Source organism: Mycobacterium sp. E3251, from assembly GCF_001666835.1.
In the GTDB taxonomy this organism is placed as follows: Bacteria; Actinomycetota; Actinomycetes; order Mycobacteriales; family Mycobacteriaceae; genus Mycobacterium.
On record NZ_LZJF01000068.1, the window covers coordinates 1 to 19,374 of the forward strand.

The 19,374-nt window shown below is 68.3% G+C and carries 17 protein-coding genes and 1 riboswitch; of the genes, 8 read left to right on the forward strand and 9 right to left on the reverse strand.

All coding sequences use genetic code 11. The features are described 5' to 3' along the window. Together A5697_RS09950 and A5697_RS09955 are read right to left on the reverse strand one after the other, a co-directional pair. Positions 1-239: PPE domain-containing protein (locus A5697_RS09950; protein WP_156673234.1), on the reverse strand; the 239-nt coding region annotated here is incomplete at its 3' end. A gap of 692 nt (positions 240-931) precedes the next feature. Beyond that, positions 932-2,095 carry an agmatinase family protein gene (locus A5697_RS09955; protein WP_067950415.1) on the reverse strand — a complete coding sequence of 388 codons (1,164 nt, stop codon included), beginning with the start codon at positions 2,093-2,095 and terminating at the stop codon, positions 932-934. Positions 2,096-2,209: 114 nt separating this feature from the next. Further along, a riboswitch (guanidine-III (ykkC-III) riboswitch) is annotated at positions 2,210-2,273 on the reverse strand. A 186-nt stretch (positions 2,274-2,459) separates the two neighbouring features. On the opposite strand from A5697_RS09955, the gene ureG reads away from it, so the two are divergent. Together ureG and A5697_RS09965 are read left to right on the forward strand one after the other, a co-directional pair. Next, entirely contained in the window at positions 2,460-3,137 is a 678-nt protein-coding gene (ureG, locus tag A5697_RS09960; RefSeq protein WP_068010145.1) for an urease accessory protein UreG, read from the forward strand. Continuing rightward, the gene (locus A5697_RS09965; RefSeq protein WP_068010146.1) at positions 3,137-3,784 is read left to right on the forward strand and encodes an urease accessory protein UreD; all 648 of its coding nucleotides are present in this window, start codon (positions 3,137-3,139) and stop codon (positions 3,782-3,784) included. Before ureG ends, A5697_RS09965 begins: the two co-directional genes overlap by 1 nt. Here the strand turns inward: A5697_RS09965 and A5697_RS09970 are convergent. The 4 genes from A5697_RS09970 to A5697_RS09985 form a co-directional block, all read right to left on the reverse strand. Beyond that, positions 3,781-5,169: an NAD(P)/FAD-dependent oxidoreductase gene (locus A5697_RS09970; RefSeq protein ID WP_068010147.1), complete on the reverse strand. Its 1,389-nt coding sequence runs from the start codon at positions 5,167-5,169 to the stop codon at positions 3,781-3,783. The genes A5697_RS09965 and A5697_RS09970 overlap by 4 nt on opposite strands. 199 nt (positions 5,170-5,368) lie before the next feature. Next, the gene (locus tag A5697_RS09975) at positions 5,369-5,749 is read right to left on the reverse strand and encodes a DUF4189 domain-containing protein (RefSeq protein ID WP_067950422.1); all 381 of its coding nucleotides are present in this window, start codon (positions 5,747-5,749) and stop codon (positions 5,369-5,371) included. Between the two features lie 116 nt (positions 5,750-5,865). Continuing rightward, entirely contained in the window at positions 5,866-6,783 is a 918-nt protein-coding gene (locus A5697_RS09980; RefSeq protein ID WP_067950424.1) for an LLM class F420-dependent oxidoreductase, read from the reverse strand. A gap of 59 nt (positions 6,784-6,842) precedes the next feature. Then, complete coding sequence (locus tag A5697_RS09985) at positions 6,843-7,520, reverse strand: SDR family oxidoreductase (RefSeq protein ID WP_068010279.1); 678 nt, start codon at positions 7,518-7,520, stop codon at positions 6,843-6,845. A 254-nt stretch (positions 7,521-7,774) separates the two neighbouring features. Here A5697_RS09985 and modA point away from each other — a divergent pair, with 254 nt between their 5' ends. After that, positions 7,775-8,536 (forward strand): molybdate ABC transporter substrate-binding protein, encoded by a 762-nt coding sequence (gene modA / locus A5697_RS09990; protein WP_068010149.1) that lies wholly within the window; start codon positions 7,775-7,777, stop codon positions 8,534-8,536. Here modA and A5697_RS09995 read toward each other — a convergent pair. Next, positions 8,533-11,202 (reverse strand): adenylate/guanylate cyclase domain-containing protein, encoded by a 2,670-nt coding sequence (locus tag A5697_RS09995; protein WP_068010151.1) that lies wholly within the window; start codon positions 11,200-11,202, stop codon positions 8,533-8,535. The genes modA and A5697_RS09995 overlap by 4 nt on opposite strands. Positions 11,203-11,337: 135 nt before the next feature. Here A5697_RS09995 and A5697_RS10000 point away from each other — a divergent pair, with 135 nt between their 5' ends. From A5697_RS10000 to A5697_RS10020, 5 genes are all read left to right on the forward strand, one after another. Continuing rightward, positions 11,338-12,147 carry an ABC transporter permease gene (locus A5697_RS10000; RefSeq protein WP_156673235.1) on the forward strand — a complete coding sequence of 270 codons (810 nt, stop codon included), beginning with the start codon at positions 11,338-11,340 and terminating at the stop codon, positions 12,145-12,147. Then, positions 12,144-13,250, forward strand: a complete 1,107-nt coding sequence (locus A5697_RS10005) for a sulfate/molybdate ABC transporter ATP-binding protein (RefSeq protein ID WP_068010155.1) — start codon at positions 12,144-12,146, stop codon at positions 13,248-13,250. The genes A5697_RS10000 and A5697_RS10005 overlap by 4 nt, the downstream gene beginning before the upstream one ends. Positions 13,251-13,370: 120 nt before the next feature. Continuing rightward, positions 13,371-14,432 (forward strand): alanine and proline-rich secreted protein Apa, encoded by a 1,062-nt coding sequence (locus tag A5697_RS10010; RefSeq protein WP_068010156.1) that lies wholly within the window; start codon positions 13,371-13,373, stop codon positions 14,430-14,432. 135 nt (positions 14,433-14,567) lie between these two features. After that, complete coding sequence (locus A5697_RS10015; protein ID WP_067950437.1) at positions 14,568-14,867, forward strand: GlsB/YeaQ/YmgE family stress response membrane protein; 300 nt, start codon at positions 14,568-14,570, stop codon at positions 14,865-14,867. Positions 14,868-14,913: 46 nt separating this feature from the next. Then, positions 14,914-15,942, forward strand: coding sequence for a zinc-binding alcohol dehydrogenase family protein (locus A5697_RS10020; protein WP_067950439.1), 1,029 nt, complete (start codon positions 14,914-14,916; stop codon positions 15,940-15,942). 6 nt (positions 15,943-15,948) lie between these two features. Here A5697_RS10020 and A5697_RS10025 read toward each other — a convergent pair whose 3' ends face one another. After that, entirely contained in the window at positions 15,949-16,713 is a 765-nt protein-coding gene (locus tag A5697_RS10025; protein WP_067950441.1) for a CPBP family intramembrane glutamic endopeptidase, read from the reverse strand. Between the two features lie 203 nt (positions 16,714-16,916). After that, entirely contained in the window at positions 16,917-19,310 is a 2,394-nt protein-coding gene (locus tag A5697_RS10030; RefSeq protein WP_068010158.1) for a phosphoketolase, read from the reverse strand. Positions 19,311-19,374 lie beyond the last annotated feature (64 nt).

A 19,374-nucleotide genomic window follows, 5' to 3' on the forward strand; every position in this document is an offset into this window, starting at 1 on the left:
GCCGTGCTGTTCATCCACGACACATAGGGCGCCACCGCGGCCGCCATCGCGGCCGACGACGGACCCACCCACGGCCCACCCGTCAGCTCCGACACGATCGCCCGATAGGCCGCCGCCGCCGAGCCCAATTCGGCCGCCAGCGCGTCCCACGCCGCGGCCGCCGACACCAGGGGCCCAACCCCCGCGCCCGCATACATCCGCCCGGAGTTGACCTCGGGCGGTAACGCCGCAAAATCCACTACAAAACCCCCGTAACCAGCCGACCAGGCGCCAGCTCAAACGCCGCGGGCCCGGACGGGGCGCTGGCTTGGCGATCCGGTTTCGTGCGCCATGGCTTGCGCACGAGTGGCGCGACGCCGAGTTGTTCGCGTCGCCGCACCGCGGCGCCGAGAGACGCTCCGCCGTCTCGTCGCCGTACAACTACCTAATATTCTTAGTTGCACCTGTAACAACCATGGTTAACTCCTGGGAATTTGCTGAAAGTCGATTTTCAGCCGCCGAAATAGTTGTCCGAGGCCCGGTGCCGCATGGGGCCCGGCCGGGCCGGGCGCCCCGGGCGACGGTGAGCATCCGCGCCTCCGGACGGGGGAGTGCGGGACCGGCCGGGGCGCAACCTCGTGGCGAGAGCCCCTTATCCATATTGACTTTGGTGCGAGGCGTCGCCCGATTGTCCCGGCGCGATGTAGTGGCATCGCCAATGCCGCAGCCTCCCCGCCGGTCCGAGGAGGACGGACCGCGCATAGGGATTCGGCGCGCGGCGGCCCAAACGGCAGCAGACAGCAGTATTTGCTACGTGACCAACTAGCAATGACCAACTGTTGGCCTCGGTGTCGTTACCCGGCGGTTTGACCGGGACTAATCTCCTAAGCGCGGGCGCTGGGTGGAGACCGCAAGTAGACAGCCCGACAGGCGGATTTCATAACCCACCTCGTCAGTCGGCGAACGGGCCCCAGGCGTGCCGCTTGAGCGCGGCCGGCTTCTTGCCGAGCTTGCCCGCCCGCACCATGACCGCCAGGCTGTCCAGGATGACGCGGCTGCTCATCAGCGCGGTCTGTTCCGCCCAGTCATACGGCGGTGAGCACTCCACCACCTCGATGCCGTTCAGTCCGGGTTCGGAGATCATCCGGATCAGGTTGAGCGCCTCGCGCGGTAGCAGGCCGCCGGGCTCGGGCCAGCCGGTGCCGGGCACGAATCCCGCGTCGATGACATCGATGTCGAACGACAGGTACACCGCCTTGGCGTCCTTCCACGCCGTCTCCAGCGCGATCTCGGCGACCTTTTCGATCCCGACGCGTTCGACGTCACCGACGGTGATGACGGTGCTGCCGCGCTGGCGGCCCACCTGGACGCCGGCGCGCGGAGCCTGCCATCCGCCGATGCCGATCTGCACCAGGTTGGTGGCCGGGGCGTTCTTGATGTTGGTGGCGTGGAACCACGGGGTGGTGTGCATCCGCTCGTCGAGGTCGGTTTCCTGGGTGTCGACGTGGCGGTCGAAGTGGATGATCCCGACGTTGCCGTCCAGGTAGGGGGCCAGACCCCGCACGGTCGGGAAGCCGATCGAGTGGTCGCCGCCGAGCACCACCGGGAACACGCCCTTGGAGACCACGTGGGCCATCGCCTGGCTGATCTGGTCGAACGACTTCTCGATGTTGGCGGGGATCGTGACCACGTCGCCGATGTCGACGATGTTGAGCTGTTCCCGTAGGTCGACTCCCAGCTCGTAGCAATAGGTGCCGAACAGGTTGGTGGAGCGGCGAATGCCCATTGGCCCGAACCGGGTGCCCGGGCGGTAGGTCGTCCCGGCGTCCAGCGGTGCTCCGAAGACGGCCACCTCGGCGTCGGCGACGTCGTTCACATCCTCCAGGAACGGGGCCTTGAGGAACGTCCCGCGTTCCCCGGCGAAGTGGGGGAGCTCGCCGCGGGCGAAGGTCGACAGGGTGCGGTCGTTGATGGTGGGGGCGGCTTCAAGCCCGTGGCTGAGGCAGCGGTCGATCTCTTCGCGGTGACGGCGCGTGGACAGCTCCGCTTCGGCTTGCTGCGCCCACGCACCCTCACGGTTGGGAATGTCGGCCTGGCCGGCGAACGGGTTGAACATCGAAAATCCTCTCGTCGAGTTTCAATTCACGGCGGAGGATGCCCCGACGACCGAAACTAAACGGAGGAGAAGTTCGCAGACCGTTTTCGGTTGACCGGCACGCCAGGCATCCCGCGGTCACCGTCTTGTCGCTCTCCGGGTACGGCGAACTCGTCCGGGCGGCCGTTTCGGCCGCCGCCATACAACGTACCTGTTCGACCTTCGTCTACAACTTTGACGTACCCGGCAGACAGCTGTGACTTTCCTGGCAACGACTGGGCGGTCGCAGGACCACTCGCACGACTTGGCCATGATGTGGTCGATACGCTGCCTACCAACGCGCCCGCGCGCCAACCGCTTCCATCAGTCCGCTGAAAGACACGAGATGCCAACACATTCACACGGCCACCCGCATCCACCCCTCGAGCGGCCGCGACGGGTCCGGCAACCGGGGGAGCCGCTGCGCGTCGGCGTCGGCGGCCCGGTCGGGTCCGGCAAGACCGCGCTGGTCGCCGCGCTGTGCCGGCAGCTCCGCGACGAGCTGTCGCTGGCGGTGCTGACCAACGACATCTACACCACCGAGGACGCCGACTTCCTGCGCAGGCACGCGGTGTTGCCGGACGACCGGATCGCCGCGGTGCAAACCGGCGGCTGCCCGCACACCGCGATCCGCGACGACATCACCGCCAACCTCGATGCGATCGACGACCTGATCGCCGCGCACGAGCCGCTGGACCTGATCCTGGTCGAATCCGGAGGCGACAACCTGACCGCCACCTTTTCCTCGGGCTTGGTCGACGTGCAGATCTTCGTCGTCGACGTGGCCGGTGGCGACAAGGTGCCCCGCAAGGGTGGGCCCGGGGTCACCTACTCGGATCTGTTGGTAGTCAACAAGACTGACCTGGCACCACTGGTAGGGGCGGACCTGCAGGTGATGGCCGACGACGCCGCCGCGGTCCGCGATGGCCGGCCCACCGTCCTGCAGTCGCTCACCGACGACCCGGCGGCGACGCAGGTGCTGGCGTGGGTCCGCACGCAATTGCGCGAGGCGGCCAACGTGTGATGCGATCCCGGGTCCTGGTGGTCGCGTATGCGAACCGGCTGCCACGCATCGAATGTGGCGGGGGTGTGGCGGCCCGCCGCACCTCGCCCGACACGGTCCATCTGGTGTCGGCGGCGGCCACGCCGCTGGGCGGCGACAGCATCGACCTTCGCGTCATCGTCGAACGCGGCGCCCGGCTCAGGCTCCGCAGCGCCGCCGCCACGGTCGCGTTGCCCGGCGCGAATGTCCCGACTTCCCACGCCCATTGGGAGATACAGGCGACCGGCAGCCTCGATATCGACCTGGAGCCGACCGTGGTCGCCGCCGACGCCCGCCATGTGTCCAGCGCCGCCTTCTCCTTGCACGACGGGGCCCAGGTGCGCTTCCGCGAGCGCGTGCAGGTCGGCAGATGCGAAGAGCACCAGGGGTTTTGGTCCGGGTCGTTACACGCCGACTGCGATGACCGCCCCCTGCTACGCCACCGGGTGGAGCTGGGCGCCGGATCGTCGGGCGACGACATCATTTCGGCGCCGCGCGCCTCGATTCACGAATTGCGTTACCCCGAAACGGCTTTCTCGAACACCGCGATCGATTCCGGCTCGACCGTGCTGATGTTGGCCGGCGGCGGACTACTCAGCACGTGGCAAGCCGACCGGCTGGCCGGTTAGCTCGCCCGCCTGGCGGTCGCTGGGCGCTTGGTCTCCGCGGCGAGCACCGCCAGCTGTTCGAGACGGGTGCGGGCGAAGGCCTGCTGCTCGGTGATGGTCAGCTGGCCGCGCCGCGTGCTCAGGAAGGTCACCGTCCACGACAGCAGCGTGCTGACCTTGGTCTTGAACCCGACCAAATAGACCAGGTGCAGCACCAGCCACATCAGCCAGGCGATGAAGCCGCTGAACTCCAGCGGACCGACCTTGGCCACCGCGGAAAACCGCGAAACGGTGGCCATCGAGCCCTTGTCGAAGTACTGGAACGGCTCGCGCTCCGACGGATCGGCGCCGCCCAGTTCGGCTTTGATCGTGCCGGCGACATACTTGGCGCCCTGGATCGCGCCCTGCGCCACGCCCGGAACGCCTTCGACGGCGGCCATGTCGCCGATCACGAACACGTTCGGGTGCCCCGGGACGGACAGGTCGGGCAGCACCTTGACCCGCCCGGCGCGGTCGAGTTCCACCGACGACTGTTCGGCGAGGTCTTGGCCCAGGCCGCTGGCCTGCACGCCCGCCGACCACACCTTGCAGGCGGACTCGATGCGCCGGATGGTGCCGTCGGAGTCCTTGACCGTGATGCCGTTGCGGTCGACGTCGGTGACCATCGCCCCCAACTGGATCTCCACACCCATCTTCTCCAGCCGGGCGCGCGCCCGCGCGCCCAATTTGTCGCCGAACGGCGGCAACACGGCGGGGGCCGCGTCGAGCAGGATCACTCGCGCCTTGGTGGAGTCAATGCCACGGAACGAGCCCTTCAGCGTGTGGGCCGCCAATTCCGCGATCTGCCCGGCCATTTCGACACCGGTGGGCCCGGCGCCGATCACGGTGAACGTCAGCAGCTTGGCGCGTCGTTCGGGGTCACGCGACCGCTCGGCCTGTTCGAACGCGCTCAGGATCCGTCCGCGCACCTCCAGTGCGTCGTCGATCGACTTCATGCCGGGGGCGAACTCGGCGAAGTGGTCGTTACCGAAATACGACTGTCCGGCGCCCGCGGCGATAATCAAGCTGTCGTAAGGGGTTTCGTAGGTGTGGCCGAGCAAATCGGATACCACGTACTTGCCGGCCAGGTCGATATGCGTGACGTCACCCAACAGCACCTGGACGTTGCGCTGCCTGCGCAGGACGACGCGGGTGGGCGGGGCGATGTCGCCTTCGGACACGATGCCCGTCGCCACCTGGTACAGCAACGGCTGGAACAGGTGGTGGGTGGTGCGCGCGATCAGCTTGATGTCGACGTCGGCGTGCTTGAGCTTCTTTGCCGCATTGAGCCCGCCGAATCCCGAACCGATGATGACCACCTGGTGGCGACGTTCGGTTCCAGCTGTGGTTTCTGGTGGGGGGCTCATGTTTCCGCTGCTCCTGACGGGGGCTTTTGGACACGCGACTGCAGTTAGCCACAACGCTAGTCAGGCGGGTACCCGGAAACCTAGTTGATACCCATGTGTTGTTTGCAACACTAAAGGTGTCCGCGGGCGAAATCCCTGGTGAGCGTCCAGCGGTGTGGCGCAGTTATCAGGGTTGTCAGCTATCGGCGCGCGGGCGGCGTCACTGGCTGGAGCCCTCACCCGCACAGTGGTCGTGGCCCGCTTGGATCGTGCCGCCGGGGGCACGCTCGAGCGCCTGCGCTTCGGCTTCTTCGCGGGTCGGACCCCAGCCGCCGAAGTATCGGGATTTGGCCGCATTCAAAACGAGCGCCACGCACCCGCCCTGCCCGCTGGCCAGCAGTCGGCAGTCGCTGATGCTCTTGCGGCAGGTCTCCATCACCGCCTTCTCGGCCGCGCCCTGGCTGGCCGCTCCGTCGGCGATGTTGATGCGGCCGGTGGAGTCCGAGATCGCCATGGCGATCCAGTTGTTGTCGGCATGCGCGATCGGGGGCGCGGCGAACGCCACGCCGGCCGCGACCGCCGCCAGGGCTCTTTTCTTCATGGCCGTCCCGGCCCCTTACCTCTGCGCTGCGCCGTTGTGGCGCAGGTCGACGCTGCTACATCGAAGTATTACCGCGGCGGCACCAATCCGCGACCCCAAAGTGGCGGCGTCGGCGGCTAGAGGCCGACGACCGGGCGCAGCGCCTCGCCGACGGCGCTGATCACGCCGGGGGTGTAGAAGGGCAGATTGATGATCACGCCGTCGATGCCCGCGTCCACCACTTTGGTCTTGATCTGGTCGGCGACCGAATCGGGACCGCCGACCACCATGCGCTGCTGCATTTCGGCCGGAATCTGATCGGGTTTCGCGTTCTCGTCGACCAGCACCGTGGTCAGCGTGCTGGTTTCCAACGTCGCGGGGTCCCGGCCGATGTCCTCGCAGCGCCGCCGCACGACGTCCAATTTCCCTGGCAGCTCGTCGAATCCGGCGATCACATTGAGATGATCGAAATGGCGCGCCGCCAGCGGGATCGTCTTCTTCTCACCGCTGCCGCCGATCATCAGCGGAATGTGGTCACGGAAGCGCGGATTCGCGAGCGCCTCGCGCACCTGGTACCACTTGCCGGAGAAGGTAGGCCGCTCGCCCTTGATCATCGGCAGGATGATCTGCAGCGCCTCCTCGAGCCGGTTGAACCTGTCCGTGAAGGTGCCGAATTCGAAACCCAGCTGGTCGTGTTCGAGTTCGAACCAGCCGGTGCCGATGCCCAGGATCGCGCGGCCCTGGCTCACCACGTCGAGGGTGGTGATGGTCTTCGCCAGTAGGGCCGGGTTGCGGTAGGTGTTGCCGGTTACCAAGGTGCCCAACTGAACTCGTTCGGTGCCGGTGGCCAGCGCGCCGAGGGCGGTGTAGGCCTCCAGCATCGGCTGGTCGGGGTCGCCCAGCATGGGGAGTTGGTAGAAGTGGTCCATCACGAAAACCGAGTCGAAGCCAGCCGATTCGGCCTCGCGGGCCTGAGCCAGAACAGTGGGGAAGAGTTGTTCCACCCCGGTGCCGTAGGAGAAGTTGGGAATCTGCAGACCGAGTCGAATAGCCACGCGATCTACCGTAGTGCGACGCCGAGCGGGACGATACGGCTCGGCCGCCGATTACGCCCTCAGCCGAATTGGGCGAGCGCGCCGTGGCTGACGTGCAGCGTCTGGCCGGTAATGTGGCGAGCCGCCGGGGTGGTCAAGAACAACGCCAACCGCGCCACTTCGCCGGCGACCGACGGGGGCGTGCGAGAAAGGCCGTCATAGCCGGGCTGGGCGCTGCGCCCGCTGGCTACGGCGTTGACCGTGATCCCACGGGTGCCGAAGATGCCGGCCTGCCCCGCGACCCAATTCGACAGGGTCGCTTTGATGGCGGCGTCGACGCTTCCGGGCGACGGGTTCTCGGGCACCACGCTGATGATGGAGCCACCCGAGCGCAGGTGATCGCCGACGGTCTGCACCGTCAGAACCGCCGACAGCACGGTGGCGTCCAAGGCGTTTCGCCACGCGGTGGCCGTGTCGGCGATCGAGTAGGTGCGTGGGTCGCCGGCTTCCCATGAGGGCGCCGGCACGTTGACGATGGTGTCCAGATGATGGGGGAACGAGGCACGGGCCTCGGTCAGGCTCGCCGGGTCGGTGGTGTCGCAGACGATCGCGTCCACATCCAATTCCTTGGCGGCGATCTCCAGGTCGCTGCGCCGCGCGCCCACGAGCGTCACCTTGTGACCGGCATCGCGGAAGCCTTCGGCCACTGTGCGCCCCAGTTCGGTGTCTCCGCCGGTGACCAGTACTTCCACTGCCATGACCTCCTCGTGTTCAACGTTGAACCCAGACCCGGGCAGTTCCGTGTGGCCATCCACAGGGACCGCCGAGGGGATCTGCCTGGGATCTCAGCGCGTTATGGCATCAATCTGCCTAGATGTTACTGGACAGTAGCTAGTCGGCGAAATTGTTGACGCCGCGACGCGCGGATCATTTGCGTAACTATTCGGCGGGCACTTTTTTGCGCGATTAAGCCCGTAATTGGTCCGCATCGTCGGCGGGCTAGGGTGCATGCATGCGGCGGATCGGGATCCTGGCCGGTGTGGTGTCGATGGTGCTGGCGATGGGCCTGTCCGGGTGCGGTTCGAGACCGCCCTCCGCATCCGGCAAAGTGGTGGTCTTCGCCGCCGCCTCGCTCAAGCCCGCGTTCACTCAGATCAGTGCGCAGTTCAGAGCCCAAAATGCGGGCAGCAACGTCGACTTCGAATTCGCGGGATCGTCGGAACTGGCCATCCAGTTGACGCAGGGTGCGATCGCCGACGTCTTCGCCTCGGCGGACACCGCGCAGATGGACACGGTTGCCAAGGCCGGCCTGCTGTCCGGCAGCGCGACGAACTTCGCGTCGAACACGCTGGTGATCGTCACCGCCCCAGGCAACCCCAAGAAGATCGGCGCCTTCGCCGACCTCGCGAGGCCGGGGCTGGGGGTGGTGGTCTGCCAGGTGCCGGTGCCGTGCGGAGCGGCGACCCAGCGGGTCGAAGTCAGCACCGGCGTCCATCTCAACCCGGTGAGCGAGGAACCCAGCGTGACGGACGTCCTCAACAAGGTCACCACCGGCCAGGCGGACGCCGGGCTGGTGTACGTCACCGACGCCCAGAGCGCCGGGAACAAGGTGACCCGCGTCAGCTTCCCGGAGGCCGCCGGCGCGGTGAACGTCTATCCGATCGCGGTGCTGAAGAATGCTCCGCAGTCGGCGTTGGCGCAACGGTTCGTGGCCGTGGTGACCGGTGAAATCGGTCAAAACATTTTGGCCCAGTCGGGCTTCGCCAAACCCTAGAATTCAGCGGGCCGTTCGAAATCGGTTCGGATCTTGTCGATTTGGGCATAGGCGTAGGTCACGATGTCGGCCGTGGTCATCACCTCGCCCTTGCGGGCGAGCGATTCGTAGCTTTGGTCGCCGAGGACCTTGCGAAGATCGGCGATCATTTCTCCGAGTTCGGGCAAGGTCGTTGCCGCCATCGCACTGACCGCCGCAAGCCCGGCGATGATGGAAGCCGGTTCGTAGCGTCCTAGCCGGTTGAGGAACACGGCGAAGACAGCGAGCGCGTTGTACATCATGCCGATGTTGCCCGACTCGTGGTTACTGCGAATGGCCACGGCGAGATGATCCAAGGCCGCCCAGGAGTCCCCTTGCTCGGCCATGAGTCCGGCGGCCCAGTATGGGAATTGGGTCTCGTAGAACCGGTTGCCGCTGTCCCGCGCGACGAGCAGGCTACGGCGCAGCGCCGCCAGGGCGCGACCCGGATCGGTGGCCCGGACGGCGTACCCGTACACGAAAAGTACGTAAGCAAGCACCCATGGATTTCCGTTCGCTTCGGCGGCATCGATGAGGCTGTCGGCGATTGCCGTCGCCTCGTCGGCCGAACCGCAGACGGCCAAAGCGAAAGCCAGGTTCGCCCTCCCGAACGTGTTGGCGTCGCCGCTGCGCCTCACCTGGGCGCGACACAGCTCGAGGTACCGTTCGGGCTGCCCGACGAACAAATACGCACTGCCGAGAAACGCCTCGCCGAAGTACGACACTTTGTCGCCTGCGGCGGCGATAACCGTCTGACCGATTTCGCTGTAGCCCACAGCCTCTTGGTACCGGCCGACAAGAACGGACAGCGATGCCCCCACGCATACCGCTGCCAGCCGCGGGTGTTCGACGGCATGAAGGGGTCCGACCATTTCTTCGGCCCAGGCGATGGGTTCGTAGTTCTCGAGAAACGGACCAAGCAAGCCCGCATACGCGGCGATGGCGGCGCCCGCATCCAGGTCGCCGTGGTCGGCGGCCCAACGAAAGGCGATGCGCAGGTTGGCCAGCTCGACCGTGAGCCAGCCGTACGCCTCGCGCTGTCGCGGGCTGTCCCACAGCGCCATGAGGTCGGCTTCCCGTCCGGCGAAGTAATGGGCGTGCGCGGTCCGGACCGCGTCTGCCTCACCCGATGCGATGAGTTGTTCCTCGGCGAACTGGCGGATGGTTTCCAGCATCGAAAAGCGGGTGCGCGCCGCGGACTTGTCCGTCACGAGCAGCGACTTGCGCACCAGGGCGTCGAATACCTCCAGGATGGCGTACTCGTCGAGCTCTTGCGATCCGGCCACCGCGCACGCGCTTTGCACGTCGAAACCGCCCGCGAAAACCGAACAGCGTTGCAGCACAGTCCTTTCAGTGTCGTCGAGAAGGTCGTAGGACCAGGCCACCGCGTGGCGCAGCGTGTGATGACGTTCCAGGCCCCGACGCGAGCCGACCAGCAGCCTGAACCGGTGATCGAGGCGATCGCGCATCTCGCCGGCGGTCATCGACGCCATCCGTGAGGCGGCCAGCTCGATGGCCAAGGGAATCCCGTCAAGGCGCCGACAGATCTCGATGACCGCGCCGGCCTCACCGCCGTCGGCCAGCGAGAAGCCCGGCGAAATGCCTTGGGCGCGTTCGACGAACAGGGTCACCGCCGCAGAATCGACGCCCGCCGCCGCGTCCAGCGAGCGCACCGGCCGCACCTGCTCGTCGGGGACTCCGAGTCCTTCGCGACTGGTGGCGAGGATTCGTACGGCCGCCGAGCGCGCCACGATGGCCTCGATCAGGTCAGCGGCGGCGTCGAGAACGTGCTCGCAGTTGTCGAGCACCAACAGCCGTACCCTGCCCTCCAGTGCCGCGGCCACCGATTCGGTGACGGTCTTGCCCGGTTGCTGGGTGATGCCGAGCACCGCGGCAACCGCGTCGGGCACCGCCGCCGGATCGGTGACCGCGGCCAGCTCGAATAGCCAAACCCCGTCGGGGAACACATCTGCCAGTCGCGCGGCGACTTCCGTCGCGAGGCGGGTCTTGCCGACCCCACCCACGCCGGTCAGCGTGACCATCCGATGCGCCTTGACCGCCGCCTCGACGTCGGCGACCTCAACCTCCCGTCCGATCAAGCTGGTGGTCGCGGGCCGCAGGTTTCCCGGAGGCGTGTCGAGCGCCCGCAACGGCGGAAACTCGGCACGTAGTCCCGCTGCCCGTACTTGAAACACCCCGACCGGCATCGGCACGTCCCGCAACCGTCGCGACCCCAGATTGACGAGGTCGACTCCGCTGAGCAGACCCGCGGTCGAGTCGGCCAACAGGATCTGCCCGCCGTGACCGGCCGCCATCACCCGTGCGGCGCGGTTGAGCACCGTGCCGAAGTAGTCACCCTCGCGCAGCTCGGCTTCGCCCGTCGCCAGCCCCATCCGCACCGGCAACTCCAGGTCGCGCTGAGCGGCCACCGCTGCGTCGACCGCTGAGCGCGGTGACGCGAACGCCGCGCAGACGCCGTCGCCGGTGTGCTTGAACAACCAACCGCCGTGCGCCTCGATTGCCGTTCGCAACACCATGTCGTGGGCGGCCAGCGCCACCCGCATCCCGTCGGCGTCGGCCTCCCACCGACGGGTCGAACCCTCAATGTCGGTGAACAGGAACGTCACGACACCCGAAGGAGCGGGCATCTCAGCAGAATCTCACAACAGACGTGCTCCGAACTGGCTCATCGGCGGAAACTCCCGCGCGTTACCCGATTGGCTATACGTCCGGCGCTAGGTTGAGGCGGTCCAGATCTCCCGATCCCTGTTAGGGGTGTACGTATCAGCGAGCGCCCTCCGGATCTGCCGCGGTGGGTATACCTACCCGCCGCGGTGGGGACGGTGTTCGTGGTGCTGCCGTTGCTGGCCATCGCGATCAAGGTCGACTGGCCGAATTTCTGGTCGTTGATCACCAGCCCGTCGTCCCGGACGGCGCTGTTGCTCAGCCTCAAGACCGCCGCGGCCAGCACCCTGCTGTGTGTGCTGCTCGGCGTGCCGATGGCGTTGGTGCTGGCCCGCAGCACGGCGCGGCCGGTGCGGCTGTTGCGGCCGTTGATCCTGCTGCCGTTGGTGCTGCCGCCGGTGGTGGGTGGGATCGCGTTGCTCTACGCGTTCGGCCGGCTCGGATTGCTCGGCCGGTACCTCGACGCCGCCGGCATCAGCATCGCGTTCAGCACCACCGCGGTGGTGCTGGCGCAGACGTTCGTCTCGCTGCCGTTCCTGGTTATTTCCCTGGAGGGGGCCGCGCGCACCGCCGGCGCCGACTTCGAGGTCGTCGCGGCGACCCTCGGGGCGCGTCCCAGCACCGTCTGGTGGCGGGTGACCCTCCCGCTGCTGCTGCCGGGCCTGGCGTCGGGCACGGTCTTGGCGTTCGCCCGCTCGCTGGGGGAGTTCGGCGCGACCCTGACGTTCGCAGGGTCGCGGCAAGGAGTCACCCGCACGCTGCCGCTGGAGATCTACCTGCAGCGCGTCACCGACGCCGACGCGGCGGTGGCGTTGTCGATCCTGCTGGTGGCCGTGGCCGCCGTGGTGGTGTTGGGGTTGGGCGCCCGCCGGCTGACCGGCACCGAGACGAGGCAGACCGGGCCATGAGCGAATTGCACCTGCGCGCCGTGGTGGCGGAGCGCCGCCTGGACGTCGAATTCTCCGTATCGGCGGGCGAAGTGCTGGCGGTCCTGGGACCCAACGGCGCGGGCAAGTCGACCGCGCTGCACGTCATCGCCGGGCTGCTTCGCCCGGACCGCGGATTGGTGCGGTTGGGGGGCCGGGTGCTGACCGACACCGATGCCGGGGTGGACGTGGCCACCCATGATCGCCGCGTCGGCCTGCTGTTGCAGGACCCATTGCTGTTCCCGCACATGAGCGTTGCCGCCAACGTGGCGTTCGGTCCGCACAGCCGTCGCGGCCGGCTCCGCCCGGCCCGGCGCGCGGAGAAGGCCACGGCGCTGCGCTGGCTGCGCGAGGTGGAGGCCGAGCCGCTGGCGGGCCGGAAGGCGCGCCAGCTGTCCGGCGGTCAGGCCCAGCGGGTGGCGATCGCGCGGGCGCTGGCCGCCGAACCCGACGTGCTGCTGCTCGATGAGCCACTGGCGGGCCTCGACGTCGCCGCGGCCGCGGGGATTCGCGCGGTGTTGCGCGGCGCGGTCGGCCGCACCGGCTGCGCTGTCGTGCTGATCACGCACGACCTGCTCGACGTGTTCACCCTGGCCGACCGGGTGCTGGTGCTCGAGGACGGCAAGGTCTCCGAGATCGGCCCGGTCGCCGACGTGCTGACGACGCCGCGCAGCCACTTCGGGGCGCGCATCGCCGGCATCAACCTGGTCAACGGGACCATCGGCCCCGACCGCTCGCTGCACGCGCGCTCGGGCGCCCGCTGGCACGCGGCCCCCGCCGTTGAGGGAGGCGACGAGCTCGCTGAGGGACGCAACGCGATCGCGGTCTTTCCGCCGACGGCGGTGGCGGTCTATCGGGAGCTGCCACACGGCAGCCCACGCAACACCGTCGAAGTGACGGTGGCGGAGATGGACATTCGCGGGTCGGCGGTGCTGGTGCGCGGCGAGCAGCAGCCCGACGGCGCCCCCGGGCTGGCCGCGGAGATCACCGTCGACGCCGCGTCGGAGCTGCGGCTGGCGCCCGGGCAGCAGGTGTGGTTCTCCGTCAAAGCCCATGAGGTGGCGCTCTATCCGGCGGCGTACTGAGGGACGGGACCGAGCGCGTGGCCGCCCGGTGGGTTGCACATCGGCAACATCGGCAAAACGGCATCGCAATTGTCCGCAAGGCTCCTTGCGTCACAGCGGTAACACGGTAGGTTCGTCGCCATGGACCAGGTGGAACCCAACTCGACACGTCGCAAAGGCCTGTGGGCGACGCTGGCGATAGCCACGGTGACCAGTGCCAGCGCCGTCACGATCGCTTTGCCGGCGACCTCGAACGCCGACCCGGAAGTCCCGACTCCGGTCCCGCCGGCGACGACGACCGCCCCCGCCCCGGCTCCCGCCGCAGGCCCGGCGGCTCCCGCAACCACTCCACCGCCGGCTGCTCCGGCGCCCGGCGCCCCTCCGGCACCGGTCGATCCCAACGCGCCCGTGCCACCGCCGCCGCCGCCCGTCGACCCGAACGCGCCGCCGCCCCCGCCGCCCGCCGACCCGAACGCCGGGCGGATCGCCAACGCCGTAGGCGGCTTCAGCTACATCCTTCCTCCCGGCTGGGTGGAGTCGGACGCCTCCCACCTCGACTACGGCTCGGCGCTGCTCAGTAAGACGACGGGGCAGCCGCCGCTGCCCGACCAGCCCCCACCGGTCGCCAACGACACCCGCATCGTGATGGGCCGGCTGGACCAAAAGCTTTACGCCAGTGCCGAAGCCAACAACACGAAGGCCGCGGTGCGGCTGGGCTCGGACATGGGTGAGTTCTTCCTGCCGTATCCGGGCACCCGAATCAACCAGGAAAGCACCCCGCTCACCGGGGCCAATGGCGTCACCGGCAGCGCGTCGTACTACGAGGTCAAGTTCAGCGACGCCTCCAAGCCCAACGGCCAGATTTGGACCGGCGTCGTCGGACTGCCCGCGGCGAACACGCCGAACGGCGGCCCGCCGCAACGCTGGTTCGTGGTGTGGCTCGGCACGGCGAACGACCCCGTCGACAAGGGCGCGGCCAAGGCGCTCGCCGAGTCGATCCAGCCCTGGGCGGGCCCGCCCGCCGCGGCGGCTGGTGCCCCGCCGGCCCCGGGGGCCCAACCCGCGCCGGCTCCGGCCCCAGCAGCACCGGCGCCAGCTCCGGCTCCAGGAGCCCCGGCGCCCTCGCCGGCTCCGGCGCCGGCACCCGCGGGAGAGGTCAGCCCCACCCCGGCGCCGGCACCACCGCGGACGCAATCGACCTGACGCGGCCCCTCGGCGCGCCGCGATGATGCGCCAACCGTCTCCGAATCGGATCCTTTTTCGTTACGCAAAGCGGGTATACCGAAGTGATGGCCCAGCAACTCGCTGGGCTTTGCCAGCGATTGCAAGGAGACCCGCATGACCGTCATGGCAGCTACCGAATATCTGGCCCGCTCAACGACGTTCACGAGCGTCGGCATCATTGGATACATCATCATCGGTGGTCTGGCGGGTGCGCTCGCCAGCAAGATCATCAGGGGCAGCGGTGCCGGCATCCTGATGGACATCGTGATCGGCATAATCGGCGCCTTGATCGGCGGCTTCATCCTGAGCTTCTTCGTCAACACCGCAGGTGGTGGTCTGATCTTCACGTTCCTCACCGCGCTGCTGGGGTCGCTGATCCTGCTCTGGATCGTCGGCATGGTGCGACGGACCTGATCAGTTAGTACGTTGCGGCCGTGGTGGTTAGCGGCATGATGGACGAATGGTTCCACCGCTGACCACCACGACCATGCGCGCGTGGCGGGTGCGCCGGCCCGGACCGATGGACACCGGCCCGCTCGAGCAAACCACCGCCGACGTGCCGCGCCCGGGGCCGGCGGAGTTGCTGGTCGCCGTGCGGGCCTGCGGGGTGTGCCGCACCGACCTGCACGTCACCGAGGGCGACCTGCCCGTACACCGCGACCATGTCACACCCGGCCACGAGGTGGTGGGCGAAGTCGTCGAGGTCGGTCCCGACGCGGGCGACGGGTTTGAGGTGGGAGACCGGGTGGGGATCGCCTGGCTGCGCCACACCTGCGGCGTGTGCAAGTACTGCCGCCGCGGCGACGAGAACCTGTGCCCGCAATCCCGTTACACCGGCTGGGACGCCGACGGTGGCTACGCCGAATTCGCTACGGTGCCAGCCGCTTTCGCGCATCCGCTGCCCGGCGGTTACAGCGACAGCGAGTTGGCGCCGTTACTGTGTGCCGGGATCATCGGTTATCGCTCCCTGCTCCGCGCCGACCTGCCGCCGGGCGGACGGCTGGGTCTGTACGGCTTCGGCGGCAGCGCCCACATCACCGCGCAGGTCGCGTTGGCGCAGGGCGCGGAGGTGCACGTGATGACGCGTGGAGCCGAGGCGCGTGAACTGGCGATGCAGCTGGGCGCGGCGTCGGCGCAGGGCGCGGCCGACCCGCCACCGGTCCCGCTGGATGCGGCCATCCTGTTCGCCCCGGTCGGGGAGCTGGTGCTGCCCGCGCTGGAAGCGTTGGACCGCGGCGGCACTCTGGCGATCGCGGGCATCCACCTGTCCGATATCCCGGTGCTCAACTACCAGCGCCATCTGTTCCAGGAACGCCAGGTCCGCTCGGTCACCTCGAACACCCGGGCCGATGCGCGGGCGTTCCTCGACTTCGCGGGCCAGCACCACATCGAGGTGACCACGCCGGAATACCCGTTGGACCAAGCGGATCGTGCGCTAGCCGATCTCAGCGCCGGCCGTATCGCCGGTGCGGCGGTGCTGCTGGTGTGACCGGCCTCAGGCCGTCAGGTGCCAGACCAGGGCGGCGGCCAGCGCCCCGAGGCCGTTCAGCGACCAGTGCAGCGCGATCGGCGCGATCAGGCTGCCGCTGCGACGGCGCAGCCAGCTGAAGACGAATCCTGCGGCACCGGTGGCCAGCACCGCGCCGGTCACCCCGGCCAGCATCCCGACGACACCGCCGCCGAGAATCCGGGTGAAGCCGACATTGCTGCTGGTAAGCCCGAGCGACGTTGCGACGTGCCACAGCCCGAACAGCAACGACCCCGCCAGCGCGACGCCGCGGAACCCCCACGCCCGATGCAGCGCGCCGTGCAGCACGCCGCGGAACGCCAGCTCCTCCGGGATCACGGTTTGCAGCGGGATGATGACCATCGAGGCGATCAGCGCGCCGGAGACCGTCGCATAGCGGTGGTTCAGAAACATCGGCCGGGTCACGGGGAGCAGCACCCCCACCGCGATCACCGCGGCCACGACCAGCACCGCGGCCAACGCGTAGCCCAGCCCCGACTTCCAGTGTTCGCGTCCCAACCCGAGATCGGCCCAGTCCAGACCGTTGGCGCGCATCAGGAACACCAGGCCGACGGCGGCGGCGGGAACCACGGCGATGCCGGCCCACGGGGTGGTGAAGTGCGCGACGAGGTTGGTCAGCACCAAGACCGCGACGACGACAGCGATGTCGAGGTGGATGCGAGCCCGGTGTAGCGCCGAGAGCTGCGAGATCACCGGATGGTGAATGTCGGGTGTCTCGGCGGCGTCAAGCATTCAACCAGCTTACCGATCGGCGCCCGCCGCGACGGTTCAACGAGATTGCCGTCACGGTCGTGGTAGGCCCCGAAGGGCAACCGTGACGGCAATCTCGGCGCGAATCAGCTCGACTCCCAGGTCGATGGGTCGTCTCGCTCCCATCACTCACTACGTTCGTTCTGCTCGCTCGACTCCCAGGTCGATGGGTCGTCTCGCTCCCATCACTCACTACGTTCGTTCTGCTCGCTCGACTCCCAGGTCCAGCCGGCGATTTGCGGGTCATCCTCGCCATGCTCACGGGTGTAGATGCGCGCGGCGAGCCGGGCGTCGACCATCCGCTGGCGCAGCTCGGCGGCGCGGCTGGCCAGCCCGTCGACCCGGTCGATGACGTCCATCACCAAATGGAAGCGATCCAGATCGTTCAGCATCACCATGTCGAACGGCGTCGTGGTGGTTCCCCGCTCCTTGAACCCGCGCACGTGGATGTGCGGGTGGTTGGTGCGGCGGTAGGTGAGCCGGTGAATCAGCCAGGGGTAGCCGTGGTAGGCGAAGATGACCGGCTTGTCGCGGGTGAACAGCGCGTCGAACTCCTTGTCCGGCAGGCCATGCGGGTGCTCGGAATCCGGCTGCAACCGCATCAGGTCGACGACGTTGACCACCCGGACCGCCAGCTCCGGCAGTTCGCGGCGCAGGATGTCGGCGGCAGCCAGCGTCTCCAGCGTCGGGATGTCCCCGGCGCAGGCCAGCACCACATCGGGTTCGCCGGTGGCGGTGCTCGCCCACGGCCAGATCCCCACGCCGCGTGCGCAGTGCGCGATGGCCTGGTCCATGTCCAGGTAGGCCAGCGCCGGCTGCTTGCCGGCGACGATGACGTTGATGTAGTCGCGGCTGCGCAGGCAATGGTCGGCCACCGACAGCAGCGTGTTGCCGTCCGGCGGCAGATACACCCGGGTCAATTCGGCCCGCTTGTTCGCCACCAGGTCGATGAAGCCGGGATCTTGGTGGGACGCGCCGTTGTGATCCTGGCGCCACACGTGCGAGGACAGCAGGTAGTTCAGCGACGCGATCGGTCGCCGCCACGGCAGCTCCAGGCTGGTGGCCAGCCACTTGGCGTGCTGGTTGAGCATCGAGTCGACGATGTGGACGAACGCCTCGTAGCAGTTGAACAGGCCGTGCCGGCCGGTCAGCAGGTAGCCCTCCAACCAGCCCTGGCACAGGTGCTCGGAGAGCACCTCCATGACGCGGCCGTCGGGCGCGAGGTTCTCGTCGTCGGGCCCGAGCTCCGAGAGCCACACCTTGGCCGTCGACCCGTAGACGGCGTCCAGCCGGTTGGAGGCCGTCTCGTCGGGGCCCATCAGCCGGAACCGGTCGCGGTTGCGCGCGATCACGTCCCGCAGGAAGGTGCCCAGCACCCGGGTGGCCTCGTGGGTTTGCGTCGCCGGCTGCGACACCGTGACCGCGTAGTCACGGAAGTCCGGCAGGTCGAGGTCGTGCAGCAGCAGGCCGCCGTTGGCATGCGGATTGGCGCTCATCCGGCGATCGCCCACGGGCGCCACTGCCCGCAGCTCGGCGCGCAGCTTGCCGTTGCCGTCGAACAGCTCCTCCGGCCGGTAGCTGCGCAGCCACTCCTCGAGCTGCGCCCGATGCTGGGGATTGTCGTGCGTCTCGGCCAGCGGGACCTGATGCGCGCGCCAGGTGCCCTCGACCTTCTTGCCGTCCACCACCTTCGGGCCGGTCCAGCCCTTGGGTGTGCGCAGCACGATCATCGGCCAGACGGGCCGCTGCGTCGCGTTGCCGCTGCGGGCGGCGCTTTGGATGGCCGCGATGTCGTCGAAGGCGTCGTCGAGCGCGGCGGCGAGCTGCTGGTGCACGTTGGCCGGGTCGTCACCGGCGACCGTGATGGGCCGGTAGCCATAGCCACGCAGCAGCGCCTCGAGTTCGGCGTGAGGGATGCGCGCCAGCACGGTCGGGTTGGCGATCTTGTAGCCGTTGAGCTGCAGGATGGGCAGCACCGCCCCGTCCGTGACCGGGTTGAGGAATTTGTTGGAATGCCAGCTGGCGGCCAGCGGCCCGGTCTCGGCCTCGCCGTCGCCGATCACGCAGGCCACGACGAGATCCGGGTTGTCGAACGCGGCGCCGTAGGCGTGCACCAGCGCATAGCCGAGCTCACCGCCCTCGTGGATGGAGCCGGGCGTCTGGGCGGCGACGTGACTAGGAATGCCGCCGGGAAAAGAGAACTGCCGGAACAGCTTTCGCAGCCCTTCGGCGTCCTCCTCGATGCCGGTGTACACCTCGCTGTAGGTGCCCTCGAGATAGGCGTTGGCGACCAGTGCGGGGCCGCCGTGGCCGGGCCCGGTGACGTAGATGACGCTGGCGTCGCGGTCGCGGATGACTCGGTTCAGGTGCGCATAGATCAGGTTCAGCGCCGGGGTGGTTCCCCAGTGGCCCAGCAGCCGCGGTTTGACGTGCTCGGCCGCCAGCGGTTCGGTCAGCAGCGGGTTGTCCAGCAGGTAGATCTGTCCGACCGACAGATAGTTGGCGGCGCGCCAGTATGCGTTGATCAGGTCGAGTTGGTCGTCGGCAAGGGGAGCGGTTGTCTGGGTTTGTAGGCTCACTCCGCCGATTGTCCGCGCCCGCGGTGAACGGCGCCCGACGCGATCGCCGACTACTCCTGATGGC

Excerpts from the sequence above, each read along its gene's own strand:
- A5697_RS09955 (WP_067950415.1), bottom strand. The coding sequence starts at position 2,095 with ATGTTCAACCCGTTCGCCGGCCAGGCCGACATTCCCAACCGTGAGGGT.
- ureG (WP_068010145.1), top strand. The coding sequence starts at position 2,460 with ATGCCAACACATTCACACGGCCACCCGCATCCACCCCTCGAGCGGCCG.
- A5697_RS09965 (WP_068010146.1), top strand. The coding sequence starts at position 3,137 with ATGCGATCCCGGGTCCTGGTGGTCGCGTATGCGAACCGGCTGCCACGC.
- A5697_RS09970 (WP_068010147.1), bottom strand. The coding sequence starts at position 5,169 with ATGAGCCCCCCACCAGAAACCACAGCTGGAACCGAACGTCGCCACCAG.
- A5697_RS09975 (WP_067950422.1), bottom strand. The coding sequence starts at position 5,749 with ATGAAGAAAAGAGCCCTGGCGGCGGTCGCGGCCGGCGTGGCGTTCGCC.
- A5697_RS09985 (WP_068010279.1), bottom strand. The coding sequence starts at position 7,520 with ATGGCAGTGGAAGTACTGGTCACCGGCGGAGACACCGAACTGGGGCGC.
- modA (WP_068010149.1), top strand. The coding sequence starts at position 7,775 with ATGCGGCGGATCGGGATCCTGGCCGGTGTGGTGTCGATGGTGCTGGCG.
- A5697_RS09995 (WP_068010151.1), bottom strand. The coding sequence starts at position 11,202 with ATGCCCGCTCCTTCGGGTGTCGTGACGTTCCTGTTCACCGACATTGAG.
- A5697_RS10005 (WP_068010155.1), top strand. The coding sequence starts at position 12,144 with ATGAGCGAATTGCACCTGCGCGCCGTGGTGGCGGAGCGCCGCCTGGAC.
- A5697_RS10010 (WP_068010156.1), top strand. The coding sequence starts at position 13,371 with ATGGACCAGGTGGAACCCAACTCGACACGTCGCAAAGGCCTGTGGGCG.
- A5697_RS10015 (WP_067950437.1), top strand. The coding sequence starts at position 14,568 with ATGACCGTCATGGCAGCTACCGAATATCTGGCCCGCTCAACGACGTTC.
- A5697_RS10020 (WP_067950439.1), top strand. The coding sequence starts at position 14,914 with ATGGTTCCACCGCTGACCACCACGACCATGCGCGCGTGGCGGGTGCGC.
- A5697_RS10025 (WP_067950441.1), bottom strand. The coding sequence starts at position 16,713 with ATGCTTGACGCCGCCGAGACACCCGACATTCACCATCCGGTGATCTCG.